This window comes from Lamprocystis purpurea DSM 4197 (assembly GCF_000379525.1).
Classification (GTDB): domain Bacteria; phylum Pseudomonadota; class Gammaproteobacteria; order Chromatiales; family Chromatiaceae; genus Thiodictyon; species Thiodictyon purpureum.
In genome coordinates this window covers 18614-33438 of sequence record NZ_KB902504.1, presented here as the reverse complement: position 1 = coordinate 33438, position 14825 = coordinate 18614, and the positions used below count along the sequence as shown (strand labels likewise).

General features: G+C 62.4%; 9 protein-coding genes. 8 read left to right on the top strand and 1 reads right to left on the bottom strand.

The annotated features are described in order from the left end of the window. Positions 1–72: 72 nt before the first annotated feature. The gene (locus A39O_RS0116930) at positions 73–972 is read right to left on the bottom strand and encodes a DMT family transporter (RefSeq protein ID WP_020505855.1); all 900 of its coding nucleotides are present in this window, start codon (positions 970–972) and stop codon (positions 73–75) included. Positions 973–1282: 310 nt separating this feature from the next. Between A39O_RS0116930 and brxF the strand changes: the two genes are divergently transcribed. The 8 genes from brxF to A39O_RS0116890 are packed head-to-tail and all read left to right on the top strand — an operon-like array spanning position 1283 to position 14824. Further along, the gene (brxF, locus tag A39O_RS0116925) at positions 1283–1756 is read left to right on the top strand and encodes a BREX-3 system P-loop-containing protein BrxF (RefSeq protein WP_020505854.1); all 474 of its coding nucleotides are present in this window, start codon (positions 1283–1285) and stop codon (positions 1754–1756) included. Positions 1757–1775: 19 nt separating this feature from the next. Then, positions 1776–5537 (top strand): DUF6079 family protein, encoded by a 3762-nt coding sequence (locus A39O_RS0116920; protein WP_020505853.1) that lies wholly within the window; start codon positions 1776–1778, stop codon positions 5535–5537. 2 nt (positions 5538–5539) lie between these two features. Then, positions 5540–7357: an RNA-binding domain-containing protein gene (locus A39O_RS0116915; protein ID WP_020505852.1), complete on the top strand. Its 1818-nt coding sequence runs from the start codon at positions 5540–5542 to the stop codon at positions 7355–7357. Further along, on the top strand, positions 7341–10118 hold the full coding sequence (locus A39O_RS0116910) for a DNA methyltransferase (RefSeq protein WP_020505851.1): 2778 nt from the start codon (positions 7341–7343) through the stop codon (positions 10116–10118). The genes A39O_RS0116915 and A39O_RS0116910 overlap by 17 nt, the downstream gene beginning before the upstream one ends. Further along, positions 10115–11398, top strand: a complete 1284-nt coding sequence (locus tag A39O_RS0116905) for an AAA family ATPase (protein WP_020505850.1) — start codon at positions 10115–10117, stop codon at positions 11396–11398. Before A39O_RS0116910 ends, A39O_RS0116905 begins: the two co-directional genes overlap by 4 nt. Then, positions 11395–12075, top strand: a complete 681-nt coding sequence (gene mads4 / locus A39O_RS0116900) for a methylation-associated defense system protein MAD4 (protein WP_211211616.1) — start codon at positions 11395–11397, stop codon at positions 12073–12075. The genes A39O_RS0116905 and mads4 overlap by 4 nt, the downstream gene beginning before the upstream one ends. After that, positions 12072–14078, top strand: coding sequence for a BREX-3 system phosphatase PglZ (pglZ, locus tag A39O_RS0116895; protein WP_020505848.1), 2007 nt, complete (start codon positions 12072–12074; stop codon positions 14076–14078). The genes mads4 and pglZ overlap by 4 nt, the downstream gene beginning before the upstream one ends. Then, the gene (locus tag A39O_RS0116890; RefSeq protein ID WP_020505847.1) at positions 14075–14824 is read left to right on the top strand and encodes a hypothetical protein; all 750 of its coding nucleotides are present in this window, start codon (positions 14075–14077) and stop codon (positions 14822–14824) included. Before pglZ ends, A39O_RS0116890 begins: the two co-directional genes overlap by 4 nt. Position 14825 lies beyond the last annotated feature (1 nt).

The following is a 14825-nucleotide window of genomic DNA, read 5'->3' as shown; positions in this document are numbered from 1 at the left end:
GGCGGGTTTAAAACCCGCCCCTACGTCCGGTTATCACGTCCGAAGGCTATCAGGCGCTTGCCGGAAAAACAGCTACTGAGTCAACGCCAAAACCCCGAGCAGCATGATCAGCGCACCGAGCAACTTCGGCGCCAGATGCCCTTCATTGAAGAACCAGCGCCCGAGGAACACCGAGAACACCCCGGCGGTCCGCTTCACCGCCATCGCGTAGGACGCCAGCGTCAGACCGAGCGCGATCTGGTCGGCGATCCGCATCAGGGCGAACAGGACCCCGAGCAGGAGCAGGGGGCGCAACTGCCGACGCGCCTCCGGGGTGATCAGCCGGGTATGGAATCGGTGATCCCGCAGGGTGAACAAGACCCAGAGAATCAGCGGATTGATCATCGCCACCATCACCGAGAAGGAGAGCGGGTCACTCAACTGGATGCCGATCCGGCCGAACACGCTGGCCGCCGCGAAGCAAGCCGCGGCCACCATCGCCAGGACGCTGCCGGGCTCCAGCCACAGCCGCTTGAACGGGAGATACCAGCGCGGCTCATGCTCACCCAGGCTCAGGATATAGCCCCCCGCCACCAGCATGGCGACGCCAAGCAGCCCGATCCGCCCCGGCAGATCGCCGGTCAGAAACCATTCGATGACGATGGCGAAGCCCGGCGTCAGGGTCATCACCGGCCCGACCAGCGAAACCTCGGTCCGATGCAGGGCCGCGTTGAGCGCCCACCCGCCCAGCCCGGACAGGACTCCGCCCGCCGTCACCGCGAGCAGATAGTCAGGGTTCTCATAAGGAAAATCGTGATACCGGATCACCAGCGGCAAGGTCACGACCAGGCTCGCCACGTTGACATAAAAGGTCAGCGCCTCGATTGAAAAACTGAGACTGAGATGCTTGGTGACCGCCAGCCGCGAGGCATGGAAGAAGGCCGAGGCCAGGGCGAACAGGACCCAGAGGTGGGCGAAGGGGGAGAGATCCATGGCGCGGGCGTGCAGGGCTCGGTGACGCGGGGAATGGGTGCGGATTCGGATTCGGTGCCCGTTCCGCGGACAAGTCGGTCAGTCTGAAGCCTCGACCAGGATCACTCAACCTGAACAAAGCTGACATGCCCAGGCTCAGGCCTCCCGAAAAATCCTTGCCAAGGTCGCTCTGGAAGGGGTTTCGCACAACCGATCATACGAGATCGACATTGTGAGTTTGGCAAAATCTGCACTATCCTGACGCCTGGGGCCAATGTGGTCTCCCTGATGCCCACAAGTCCCGGTGAAGGCGATATCCTCACGATCAAGCATGCTCGCGCACTTGGAACGGCTGGTCGACGATCTCGCCGCCCTGCACAGCAAGCTTGTCCTGCTAATCGGGCCGCCCGGAAGCGGCAAGACCGCACTGCTGCGGGCCTTCGGCGACCGCACCGGCGCCTCGCCTCTGAATGTGGGCGCGGAGTTGGGCCGACGGCTTGCAGCGGTCCCACACCGTGACCGCCAGCTCCAGGCGGGCAGCCTCCTGCGCGAGATCGCGAGGCCCCACTGCTGCGGGGATTTGCTGCTGATCGACAACATCGAGCTGCTGTTTGATGCCTCGCTCGCCCTCAACCCCCTTGACCTGCTCAAGCGCCAAGCCCAGGCCCGGCGAGTCGTCGCGGTCTGGCCGTCCGCGTCGCGGCACGGAGGCAACGGGCCGCGCCTGACCTATGCGGAGATGGGGCACGCGGAATATCGCGACTACGGCCTTGACGGCGTGATCGCTTGCGACCTAGCACAATAGAAAGACGGGAAAGGAGCCGATGCGCTACGGGGATCTCATCCAATTCGAGCCGATCGAGTCGGTCATCCAGTTGCTCGATGCGAACCGCCCTGACGAGGGCCAAAAACTCGTCTCGACCTATGTCATTTCCGACGACATGGCCGAGCGCATCGCAGGCAGGATAATCCCGCAACTCTCCTTCGACGAGTCCGTCGACCACAAGGGCGTGCTCGTCGTCGGCAACTACGGCACCGGCAAATCACACCTGATGTCGGTGCTCTCGCTGGTCGCGGAAGACGCCAGCTACCTGTCGATGCTGCGTCATCCCAAGGTCGCCGCGGCGGCCGGCGCGATTGCCGGCCGGTTCCAAGTCCACCGCACCGAGGTTGTAAGCGAACTGTCGCTGCGCCGGATCGTGACCGGCGAGTTGGAGTCGCTATTCGCGCGGATCGGCGTGGACTACCGTTTCCCGCTCGCGGACCAAGTCGTCAACAATAAGGCCGCCTTCGAGGCGATGATGGCCGCCTTCGACGAGCGCTATCCGGGCCAGGGCGTCCTGCTGGTGGTTGACGAATTCTTGGAGTATCTGCGCTCGCGCAAGGACCACGACCTGGTGCTCGATCTGTCCTTCCTGCGCGAGCTCGGCGAGGTCTGTAAGCACCTGCGCTTCCGCTTCGTGGCCGGTGTCCAGGAGGCGGTCTTCGACAGCAGCCGTTTCCAGCATGTTGCAGACAGCCTGCGACGGGTCAAAGACCGATTCACCCAGGTGCTGCTCGCCCGCCAGGATGTGAGTTTCGTGGTCGCGGAACGACTGCTGAAAAAGTCCGCCGATCAGCAGGACAAGATTCGCACCTATCTGACGCCCTTCGCCCGCTGCTATGGCACCATGAACGAGCGGATGGACGAGTACGTCCGCTTGTTCCCGGTGCATCCGGACTACATCGGCACCTTCGAGCGCCTGATCTTCGCCGAAAAGCGCGGCGCACTCGTCACCATCCGGGATCAGATCCAGGCCATGCTTGCGGATGAAGTCCCCGTCGATCGGCCTGGACTGCTCGGGTATGACCGTTTTTGGGACACCGTCACGGCCAACTCGGTGCTGCGTGCCGACCCCGCCATCGGTCCCGTGGTCAAGGTCTCCGAGGTACTGTCCGGACGGGTCCAACAAGCCTTTACTCGCCCGGCCTACAAGCCCATGGCCCTACGCCTGATCGCCGCACTGTCGGTGCACCGGCTGACCACCGGCGGCGACATCTATGTTCCCATCGGGCCAACGGCCGAGGAATTACGCGATACCCTGTGCCTGTACCAGCCGGGTATCGAGGACATGGGCGGCGACCCGGCAGCCGATTTGCTCTCACTGGTCCAGACGGTGCTCCGCGAAACCCTGAAGACCGTCAACGGACAGTTCATTTCCAAGGCGCCAGGCACCGATCAGTATTACCTGGATCTCAAGAAAGACATCGACTACGACGCGCAGATCGAAAAGCGCGCCGATGCCTTGTCAGACGATGCGCTGGATCGAGCCTACTTCAGCGCGGTGCGCCAGCTCATGGAGCGCACCGACGAGACCACCTACGTCTCCGGCTTCCAAATCTGGCAATACCAGATCGAATGGCAGGAGCGCCGGGTCGAGCGCGTCGGTTACCTCTTCTTCGGCGCCCCCAATGATCGCCCCACGGCCCAGCCGCCGCGGGACTTCTACATCTACTTCATCCAGCCCTTCGACGCGCCGCGCTTTCGCGACGAACACTTGGCGGACGAGGTGTTCTTCCGCCTCAAGGGGCTCGACGAAGACATCAAGCACCACCTGGCCACCTATGCCGCGGCCCTTGATCTCGCCTCCACGGCCAGCGGTAACCCCAAGAACATCTATCTTGGAAAGAGCCAGGATGCTCTGAAGGCCATGAGCAAGTGGCTACAGGAAAAGCAGATGACCGCCCTGGAAGTCACCCACGCCGGCAAGAGCAAACCCCTTGCCGACTGGGTGCGGGGCGTCTCAATGCGCGACAAGGCCCGCCTGGGGGCAGACGACCGCATCAACTTCCGCGATATCGTCAATGTGGTCTCCGGGCTCGCATTCGGCCAACAGTTTGCCGACCTCGCCCCCGAGTATCCGACCTTCTCGCTGCTCGTCACCGAGATCAACCGCAAGCAACTCGTGGTGAGCGCGTTGCGGTGGCTGGCCGGCGGCCCGCGTACCAAAGACGCCGTGGCGATCCTGGATGCCTTGGCAATGCTCGACGGTGACCGCATCGACGCTGCTCGCTCGCCCTACGCCCAGGAGGTGCTGGCCCGCCTCAAGGCCAAGGGTCATGGCCAAGTGCTCAATCGCGGCGAGCTGCTGACCGGCGCCTACGGAGCCGAGCACTTCGCCCCCGCCCGGTTCCGCCTGGAGCCGGACCTGTTCGCGGTCGTCCTGGGCGCCCTGGTCTACAGCGGCCACTGCGTGCTCGCCATTACCGGTGACAAGATCGACTCCGGCAAACTCGCCCAACTGGCCGAGCATTCGCTCGATTCGCTCGCGGCATTCAAGCACATAGAGGCCCCGAAAGCACTCGACGTGGAGGTCCTGCGCGCGCTGTTCGAACTGCTGGGCCGCTCCCCCGGCTTGGCGCAACTGGCGACCCAAGGCTCAGAGGAGCCCGTCAAACAGTTGCAACAGGCCGTCGGCGAGCTCGTCAACCGCGGCCTCAAGGCGACCACCGATATGCCCGGCCGCCTGGCCTTCTGGGGCCAGTCACTGCTGCGCGATGAGGAGCTACGCGACTGGCGCACGCGACTCGACGCACTCAAGACCTTCAGCGAGGCCCTCTCGCCCTACAACACCGTCGGCAAGCTCAAGAACCTGCGCATTGGTTTGGAAGACATCGCAGCCCAGCAGCAGAACCTGGAGGTGCTCTCCGCCTGCGAGACCCTGCTGGCGCTGGTCGCCGAACTCGGTCCCACGGCCGCGTATCTGTCCCAGGCCGAGATCGTTCTACCTGGCGACCACCCATGGATCGCTCAGGCCCAGACCGATCGGGCCGCGACCATCGCCAAACTTAGCGGCGCCCGCGGTAGGACTCCCGATGCGATCAAGTCCGGCACGACCAGCGGTCAGATCGCCGCCGACTGCCGCCACGCCCTCGCAACGTTGAAAAAGGGCTATGTCAACGCCTATATCGCAAGCCACAGCAAGGCGCGCCTGGGTGTCGCTGAAGACAAGACCAAGACCGCCCTACGCAAAGATCCCCGTCTGGTGGCCCTGCGCGCCTTGGCGGGTATCTCACTGATGCCGACCAGCCAGCTCGCCGCCTTCGAGGATCGGCTGGCGAATCTCAAGAGCTGCTATCAGCTCACCGAGTCCGAACTGGTCGCAAGCCCCATTTGCCCCCATTGCAGCTTCAAACCAGCCAACGAATCGCTTGCCTTCGGTCCCGCCGCCAATGCCCTGACCAAGCTCGACGATGACCTGGACCGGTTGCTTGCCGCCTGGCAGCAGACCCTACTGGACAACCTGGACGACCCGATCATCCAGGCTAACTTCACCCTTCTGAAGGGGGGCGACCGCCAAATCATCGAGGCATTTCTCGACGCCCAAGTCCTACCGGAGCCGATCCCCCCGGGGTTCGTGGCAGCCGTCGCCGAGGCCCTGTCGGGGCTGGAGCCGGTGACCGTCACCGGTGATGATATCAAGCACGCCTTGCTCACGGGCGGCTCGCCGGCCACTCCGGACGAACTGCGCAAGCGCTTCGAGACCTTCATCAATGACCGCTGCAAGGGCAAGGACGTCGGCAAGCTGCGGTTTGTGGTGGAGTAAGCATGAAGCAGGACGAATTACTCGTCCGTCTGCGCGGCTTCGAGTGGAATGACTTCGAGTGCAAGAAGGCGTCCCGTGGAGTACCGGACGATGCCTACAAAACGGTCGCCGCTTTTGCCAACACGGCGGGCGGTTGGCTGGTGTTTGGCGTCAGCGAGCACAACGGCCAGCTTGAAGTCACCGGCGTAGACGAACCCGACCGGGTACAGAACGATTTCTTGAGCACCCTGCGCAGCGGCCAGAAGCTCAACCAGATCATCCGTGTCGAGGAGCAGCGTTACAGCATCGACGGCAAGACCGTGTTCACGTTTCACGTACCAGAGAGCCCCCGCTTTGACAAGCCCATCTATTTGAAGGGCGATCCGCGCCAGACCTATATCCGCCGTGGTGCCGGCGACGAGCAATGCACAGCGCGCGAGTTGGGGCGCTTTCTGCGCGACCACGATACGCAATCGTTTGACGGTGAATTGCTCGCTGACCTGGACGTGCAGCGCTGCTTCGACGAGGATACCGTTCGTTGGTACAAGGCCCAGTTTTTACTCCGCAACCCCGATCAGTCCGACATCGCCGACCCGGTAGCCTTCCTGCATCACTGGAACTATGTCACCGAGCACCAAGGGCAGATGCTCCCCAGTCGCGCGGGTGTCCTGCTCTTCGGCAAACGCCAATACGTTGAACAACTCCTGCCGCGCCCGGTACTGGACTATCAGCGCATCGACACCGCGTTCGACAACTGGTCTGCCGATCAGCGTTGGCACGACCGTTACGTTTTTGAGGAAAACATTTTCTCGACGTGGCGCGGATTGGTCGCTCGCTATATGCGCATTGCCGAGCATCCATTCTCACTCGACCCCGCAACCTTGCGCCGCAACGATGATCCCCCCGATTACGTCGCCTTCCGCGAGGCGGCCATCAACCTGCTGGTGCATCAAGACTATGGCGATCCTGGCCGCAAGGCAGCGATCAAACTGTTCACCGACCGCACCGTCTTCTGGAACCCCGGCGATGCCTTCCCTTCCACCGCGGCATTGCTGGAGCCCACCGAAAAGGATGTGCGTAACCCTGCGCTGATCAAAGCCTTCCGGCGCATCGGCCTGTCCGATCAGGCCGGCACCGGTATCCGCGCCATCTTCCGCAACTGGCACGAGTTGGGCCGCGTGCCACCGCAGATCCGCAACGATAAGGCATCCAAGGAATTCGAGCTGGTGCTTGTCAACAAGCCATTACTGACCGTTGCCATGCAGCAGTTTCGGCAGTCCCTCGGCGTCGACCTCTCCCCGGAGCAGGCCGATGCCCTGGCGCTGGGATTGGAAAAACCGGCAGGTGAGTCGCTCAGTCTGACCGACATTCGCGGTCTCGGGTTCAGCACGACTCAGCAGGCAAAGGCGCTGGCCGATCGCTTGGTGGCCCAGAACCTGCTGGAACCACAGTCAGAAACGCGGTTTCAGGTGCCTGAGTCGATTCGCCAACGCTTTGACTTGGAGACTGCACAAGTCACCGAACAAGTCGGGACCAAGTCGGGACCAAGTGAGGACCAAGTCCGGACCTGGTCCCAACTGACAGCAGAGCAGCAAGGACTCCTGACCAAGATGCACGCAGAGCATACCATCACCGAGCTCATGGATTGGGTCAAGCGCGTCAACCGCACCAAATTCCGTGATCAGTGCTTGACGCCCCTGCTGGAGCAAGGGCTTGTGACGATGACCATTCCGGACAAACCGCAAAGCAGTAAGCAGCGCTACCGCCTGACCGAGCGCGGGACTGCCTTGCTCGCCGGGCAGCACACTCAGGATAAGACGCCCCATGAACGACCTGTTTGACGGCCAGAGTGCCGCGGCCGGCGGTCCCGTCGACTGCCTGGGCCAGACCTTCCCGAGCGACGTGGCGCGCCGCGAGCACTTTCTCGCGCTCTTACGGGAGAAATTGGAGGACCCGGAGTTTCGCAAGATCGAGGGGTTTCCGATCGGTACGGACGCGGACATCCTGGCGATGTCAGACCCGCCGTACTACACCGCCTGCCCCAACCCCTTCCTTGAAGACTTCGTCCGGCACTACGGGCGACCCTATGACCCCGAGCTTGCATATCGCCGGGAGCCGATGACCATCGATGTCTCGGTGGGCAAGACGGACCCGCTCTACAAGGCCCACGGCTACCACACCAAGGTCCCGCACCTGGCGATAGTGCCGTCGATCCTGCATTACACCGAACCCGGCGATCTCGTACTCGACGGCTTTGCCGGCTCCGGCATGACCGGGGTTGCCGCCCAATGGTGCGGCGCCGCACCGGCCGCCTATCGGCATCAGTTGGAGAGCGAGTGGAAGAGCCAAGGCAAGGAGCCGCCCCGTTGGGGTGCGCGACGGGTCATCCTGAATGACCTGTCACCCGCGGCCACCTTCATCGCCGCCAACTACAACCTGCCATTCGACGTGGGCGCCTTCGCCGTTGCCGGTCAAGAATTGCTCAAGGCGTTGGAGAAGGAATTGGGCTGGATGTACGAGACCCTGCATACCGATGGCAAGACCAAGGGTCGGATCGACTATACCGTGTGGAGTGAGGTCTTCGCCTGTCCCGAATGCGCGGGACAGATCGATTTTATCGCGGAGGCACTGGATGCACAGACCAAGCGGGTACGGGACCACTTTCCTTGTCCGCACTGCGGGGCCGATTTGAATAAGGATCGGCTGGAGCGCGTCCTTGAATCGCGGATCGATCCGGCGACCGGCGAGCCCTGGCAGCGGGTCAAGTTTCAGCCGGCACTGATCTCTTATGTCGCACAGGGACAGCGCCGGGAGAAGCGGCCGGATGCGCACGACCTGGAGATACTAAAGCGGATCGATGCCCTGCTGCTACCGGCGGAGATACCGACGGTACGGTTTCCCATCGAGGCCATGTATCACGGATCGCGAATTGCCCCGAAGGGATTCTCGAATACGCATCATTTTTTCCTGCCGCGCGCCGGGCAAGCACTTGGCGCACTCTGGAAGGTGGCGAAGAAGAACCCTGACGAACGCATCCGAGAGATATTGCTGTTCTTCGTCGAGCAAGCGATTTGGGGTCTATCAGTTCTTAACCGCTACGGGCCGACTCACTTCTCACAAGTAAACCGCGCACTATCCGGTGTCTATTACATTTCATCACAGCACTCCGAATGCAGTCCCTGGTACATCCTTGATGGCAAGCTTGCCAGGCTCACCAGCGCGTTTCGCGCCTACAGGACGACCCCAGGGACAGCCTTCATCGGCACCGGTACGGCTGCCAATGTACCCTTGTCCGACAATAGCATTGATTACATCTTCACCGATCCGCCTTTCGGCGAGAACATCTTTTACGCCGATCTCAATTTCCTGGTCGAATCCTGGCACCGGGTCTTCACCGATGCCGCACCCGAGGCGATCATTGACCGCTTCAAACACAAGGCGCTGCCCGAATACCAACACCTGATGCAGCGTTGCTTCGCCGAGTATTATCGGGTGCTGAAACCCGGCCGCTGGATGACGGTGGTCTTCTCCAACAGCAAGGCGGCGGTGTGGAACGCGATCCAGGTCGCGTTGCAGCAGGCGGGCTTCGTCGTGGCGGAGGTCACGGCCCTGGACAAGGTGCAGGGCAGCTATCGCCAAGTGACCTCAGCAACCGCGATGAAGCAAGACCTGGTGATCTCGGCCTACAAACCGAATGGCGGCCTGGAAGAGCGCTTCAACCGCAACGGCGCCACGGGGGATTCCGTCTGGGACTTTGTCAAGACCCATCTCAAGCAGTTGCCCGCGGTCAAAGTGACACAGGGTGATTTTCAGGAACTGGTGAACAACGTCGAGCGCGACCCGCGCCGGATCAAAGATCGTCTGGATGCCTGGTTCATTCGCCATGATGCCATGGTGCCTCTCTCCAGCCCCGAGTTCATTGCCGAGTTGGCCACGCGTTTCGAGATGGTCGATGGGATGGCATTCTTGCCGGAACAGCGCCTGGAGTACGAGCAGGCGCGGGCACGGATGCCCCAAGCCAGGCAAGCCGAGCTATTCATTTCAGACGAACGCAGCGCCATTGATTGGCTCATCCAACACTTGGGCAAGTGCCCATCCACCCGTTCGGAAATCCTGCCGGAGTATATGCCGCAGATCGGCGCGGCCAAGAAGAAAGGCGAGATCATCCCTGAATTGAGCCAACTGCTGGACGACAGCTTCCTGTGTTACGACGGATCGGCCGAGGTCCCGAGCCAGATCCACAGCTACCTCTCGACCAACCACAAGGACCTGCGAGGTCTCGCCAAGGACCACCCGGCGCTGATCGCCAAGGCGCAAGACCGCTGGTATGTCCCCGACCCGAACAAGGCCCAAGACCTTGAGAAGAAGCGCGAGAAGATGCTGCTGAAGGAGTTCGCGACCTACCAGGCACACACCGGCCGGCGCCTGAAGGAGTTCCGGCTGGAGGTCCTGCGCGCCGGCTTCAAGGCCGCCTGGGCGGCCAAGGACTACCGTGCCATCGTCGCCCTCGCGGCTAAGATCCCGGAAGAGGCGCTGCAAGAAGATGAAAAGCTGCTGCTCTGGTACGACCAGGCGCTGACCCGCTTGGAGTTGCAGATATGATTGTCGGGTTGACGCTGCGCAATTTCAAAGGTATTCAATCGCTCGATGCGCTGCCGCTGTCGCGCTTTCAGGTGTTGGTCGGGCCGAATGGCGTCGGCAAGACCACCGTATTGGATGCGATCGACTTTGTGCGCGATTGTCTGGCCCATGGTCCTGGGGCAGCAGTGGAGTTGCGCGGCATCGCGGATTTCAACGACCTGACTTGGATGCGGCGCGGTGGTTCGGTCGAGATTGAACTCTTGTTGGATCTTTCCTCTGAGTTGCCGGCCCTATCCTCAAGCTTTTTGCAGTATCGCCTCGTCATTCGTCAAGACGCCGAACTCGGGGTCTGCGTGGAGGATGAGGCACTGCGTCAATACTCTCGTGCCTGGCTGCCCAAGAGCGGCAAGCTACGTTTTAGCGCGTCGGTCAAGCCGAAGCGTTTGCTCGGCAAGACATCGAAAGGCACGGATTATTATTCGCGGGAAAAGGGTACCTATAAGGATTCTTTCAATTTCGGACTCGATAAGCTGACCCTGGCCCTGACGCCACCCGACGAGGAACTCTACCCGACGGCCAACGCGGTGCGTCGCTTTTTGATGCAGGGGGTGCGTTATATTCAGCTCAACAGCCGCGCGATGCGCCTGCCGTGCCCAGCAACCCGAGGCACTGACCTGGATCTGGATGGCACCAACATGGCCCGGGTCGTTGGTAGACTACTCGATACCAATGGCCAATCAGCGCCGCGCGCGGCAGAGTCCAAAGCAAGATCAGTGCCCCGGCTTCTGAAAAGAAACAAACGACCTCGATGGGCAGAGCCCGACTCGGCGGTTACGCGCTGGGTGGAACATCTGCGCTACGCCCTGCCCGATCTGGTCAACATCGGTTGGGACCGGCGCCAGGCAGATAACGCCGAGTTCCTGGTGCTTCGCTACGGCAACGACTTGGATGTGCCAAGTTGGCTCTTGAGTGACGGCACCCTGCGGATGTTGGCCCTGACCCTGCCGGCCTTTCTACCCGCGGAGTCCGCGCTCTACATGGTCGAGGAGCCGGAGAACGGGGTCCATCCCAAGGCGTTGGAGATTATCCTGCGCTCGTTGTCAGCCATCCCCGGCGGACAGATGCTGCTCGCGACCCATTCGCCTCTGGTAGTCCAGCAATGCGGAATCGACCCACTCTTGTGCTTCTCCAGGGACAAAGAGGGGACTCACATCGTCCCAGGACCCAAGCATCCAATATTGAAAAAATGGGACGGTATACCTGACTTAGGCGTGGTTTTTGCCGCCGGGCTATTGGAATGAAGAAACCAGCGACAGTTGTTCGCCGCCGGGCTGCTGGGCTCAATACCCAGGAAATGAAGGATCTACTGGTTTACACGGCGGACGCCGATGCCTTGAGTCTGATGCGGGCGGTACTGACGCGACCTCAGGCGCTGGGCATCCGACCCATTGAATTCCATATTGACCGCCATACTGGACGTGACCCCGGCATGGTGCAAAGCGGTCCCGAATTGACCGGGATGATGAAGGACGGGTACCACAAAGCCCTCTTGCTTTGGGATTTCCACGGTTGCGGTCGCGAACATCGGATGACGCCGCAGGCACTGGAGACCGAGGTTCAAGGCCGACTCAATGACATCTCTTGGTCGGGAAGAAGTGCCGCTACCGCATTGGTGCCCGAGGTCGAGGTCTGGCTGTGGTATTGCGAGCCGGCACTCGCAAAGCATTGCGGGGTCACGGTGGACGAGATCGCCTCCCTGTTACGTACCTTCGCGAAACAGCAGGGCAAGGCGCTGGAGATATTGAAACAGGAGCAGCCCAAAGAACTGTTCGAGCACCTGATGATCAAGGGCCTGAGCCGCACCATCACATCGCGCGACTTCGAGGAAATTGGTCGGCAGGCCAGCATCAAACGTCTCCGGGAGTGTCCCACGTTCGACCGGATCGTCAGTATTCTGCAGGGCTGGTTTCCGCCATGAGCGCCTGGGTCGATCGCATCCTCGGTGAGTTTCCGTCCGACCTGGCTCGTCTGTGGATCGCGGCGGACCCCGACGCGGTACTGCTGGACGAGCGGATACTGGCCGGGTTGCGCACCCGGGGGTTTGAGGTGCTGCCCTTCGAGGACCCGATGGCCTTTCGCGCCGAGTACGAGGAGCACTACCGGCAGGCATGGGACCGCGGTGAGGATGGGCGGGCCTTGAGCCTGGTGTTGCATCTGCGTTGCGCGGAGCCGGACGCGCTGCCCTGGGACTATCTGCGTCAGGCGCGGACGGTCCACCTGAGCCTGGCGAACCTGTTCCCTGCTTTAAGCTACGGCGTCGTCAGGCAAGTCGCCGCGGAGCATCTGGACGCATTGTTCGATGCGCACGCCAAACATGCTTCCCAGCCGCTCGGTGAGGCGGCGACCAAGGCCTTCATCCTGACCCATGTGTTCCGCCTCGCCCCGCATCTGATCACCCGCATGGACGACCTCTGGCGGGAACTGCTGCGGCTGCATCACCGGGATCTGGTACTGCCCCCGGTCCTCATCGAGCACATGGCCAAGATCATCGGGGCAAACGACACCTTCTCGGGATTACCGATCGATGAACTGTTGTCCTCAAAGGCAAGTACACTGCGATGTGTTCAGGATGCCTGGTATCTGTACCTGAAGGACTTCGGAATCACCGGCTCGCGCATCGCGGAGGCAACACCGCCGGGGCACGGGGTCAGGATCGACATTCCGTTCGCTCATCCGGATATTCGGGGCCTGGTCGCTTCGATGTTCCTGGATGGGACCCTTCATCCCCTGGCCGTGCACTACCTTCCCGCCAACCTGCCGGCTACTGTCTCGAAAAGCATCGCGATTGGGATCGTCAAGGACGCCGCTGCACTGCGCAACCTGGTCGTGGACGGCCTGAAAGCCCTGGTCGAAACGCTCCCGACCACAGAGGCCACGCACCGGGACTGGGGGGCCTTCGCACGACGGTTCGGCGAGATCCTCGCCCGTTTCCACAACCTTGATACCGCCCGCGCCCAAGGGCTCAGGGCAGAGGTTGCGCAGTTGCAGCGTCTCGCGGATGAACGTCTGCTGGCCTGGATGACCGAACACTATGCGGACCTGCCGTCACTGCCGGTGGCGAACGCGCCGGCCATGGTGCACCAGATCCCGCGCTTTCTGGCCCTGCGCCGCAACGCCGGGGAGCCACGGGTGGCGCTGTTGGTGTTTGATGGGCTAGCCTTGGACCAGTGGGTCCTAATACGCGAGGCGGTCACGGCACGGACACCGCGGTTCGCGTTTGCGGAAGGGGCCTGCTTCGCCTGGCTCCCAACCCTGACCGCCGTCTCTCGGCAAGCCCTGTTCTCTGGGTTACTGCCTCGAGAATTCCCGGGCTCGCTGGAGACCACCAGCCGGGAGCCGGCCCTGTGGTCCCGTTTCTGGCAGGACCAGGGGTTACGCCCCGGCGAGGTGCTTTATCACAAGGGCATTCGCCATGCCGATCAGCTCGACGCGTTGGGGGTCGCCCTGGCGAACCCGGACGTCCAGGCGGCGGGAATCGTCGTCGATACGATTGATGCGATCGTGCACGGGGCCTTCCTGGGCAAACGGGGGATCGCGAGCCTGATCGCGAGTTGGTGCGAGTCCGGCTTTGTCGATGGGCTCTTTGCACTCTTGCTCGATCAGGGCTTCCAGGTCTACTTGACCGCCGATCATGGCAACTGCGAAGCCGTCGGGATCGGGCGGCCGAATGAGGGGGCGATTGCGGAGACCCGCGGCGAACGGGTGCGGGTCTACCGTAGTACGCTGTTAAGGGCCGAATCCGCGGGGCAGTTTCCCGGAACCTTCAGCCTTGAGGTTCCGGCTTGGCCCAAGGACTTCCTGCCGTTGTTCGCCGCTGGCCGGACCGCCTTCGTCACGCCCGGTGAAGCGCTGGTGTCGCACGGCGGCTGCTCGATCGAAGAGCTGATCGTCCCCTTCGTGAACGTGAGTGACGGGCGTTGAAGAACATCCCGGCCGCCGCGCCCCGGATCGGTTTCGATCGCTTCATTCCGCTCGACTGGGCGACGTGCGCACTCAAGGTGCGCGGCGGGGCTGCGGACCCGCAAGCGATCGACGCGCTGCTGGAGGCCGCGGGGTTAGGGATACCGTCCAGAACCAAGACCCGCAGCATCCTCAACGGCCTGTGGCTGGACCCACGCGCCGAGCTGATTGGCTTCGCCCAGCGGGGCTTTGGTGTTTGGCAGGAGTTCCCCACGGTGCCCATCCCGGCCCTCTGTTGGGGGATGGCCATCGCCGCCTATCCCTTCTTCGGCAAGGTCGCCGAATTGGTGGGCCGCCTCACGGCCATCCAGGGTGACTGCACCGCCGCCGAGATCCATCGCCGCCTGGCCGAGACCTACGGCGAGGGTGAAGTCACCCGGCGCGCCGCCAACCGAGTTATCCAGACCCAGGCGAGTTGGGGCACCTGCGAGCGGGTCGACAAGGGGCGACGTGTGATCCGCAACCCGTCCACGGCCATCACCAATGAGGCGTTGATCGCCTGGCTCATCGAGGCCGCCATCCGCTGCACCGGCCGTGCCATCAGCGTTTCCGGGCTTGCGTCCGCGGCCGTGCTCTACCCGTTCCGGTTGGACCACTCGCTCACCCTCGTCGTGTCGCGCAGCCCGGTGTTGGAACTGCGCTCCGAGGGGTCCGGCTCACCGCTTGTTATGCTTCGGTGGGTTGATCATGATTCATCAGAGCATTAGC

What these genes read in the sequence shown, in the direction of transcription:
- A39O_RS0116930 (WP_020505855.1), bottom strand. Translation starts at nt 972, where the DNA reads ATGGATCTCTCCCCCTTCGCCCACCTCTGGGTCCTGTTCGCCCTGGCC.
- A39O_RS0116910 (WP_020505851.1), top strand. Translation starts at nt 7,341, where the DNA reads ATGAACGACCTGTTTGACGGCCAGAGTGCCGCGGCCGGCGGTCCCGTC.
- A39O_RS0116905 (WP_020505850.1), top strand. Translation starts at nt 10,115, where the DNA reads ATGATTGTCGGGTTGACGCTGCGCAATTTCAAAGGTATTCAATCGCTC.
- pglZ (WP_020505848.1), top strand. Translation starts at nt 12,072, where the DNA reads ATGAGCGCCTGGGTCGATCGCATCCTCGGTGAGTTTCCGTCCGACCTG.
- A39O_RS0116915 (WP_020505852.1), top strand. Translation starts at nt 5,540, where the DNA reads ATGAAGCAGGACGAATTACTCGTCCGTCTGCGCGGCTTCGAGTGGAAT.
- mads4 (WP_211211616.1), top strand. Translation starts at nt 11,395, where the DNA reads ATGAAGAAACCAGCGACAGTTGTTCGCCGCCGGGCTGCTGGGCTCAAT.
- A39O_RS0116920 (WP_020505853.1), top strand. Translation starts at nt 1,776, where the DNA reads ATGCGCTACGGGGATCTCATCCAATTCGAGCCGATCGAGTCGGTCATC.
- brxF (WP_020505854.1), top strand. Translation starts at nt 1,283, where the DNA reads ATGCTCGCGCACTTGGAACGGCTGGTCGACGATCTCGCCGCCCTGCAC.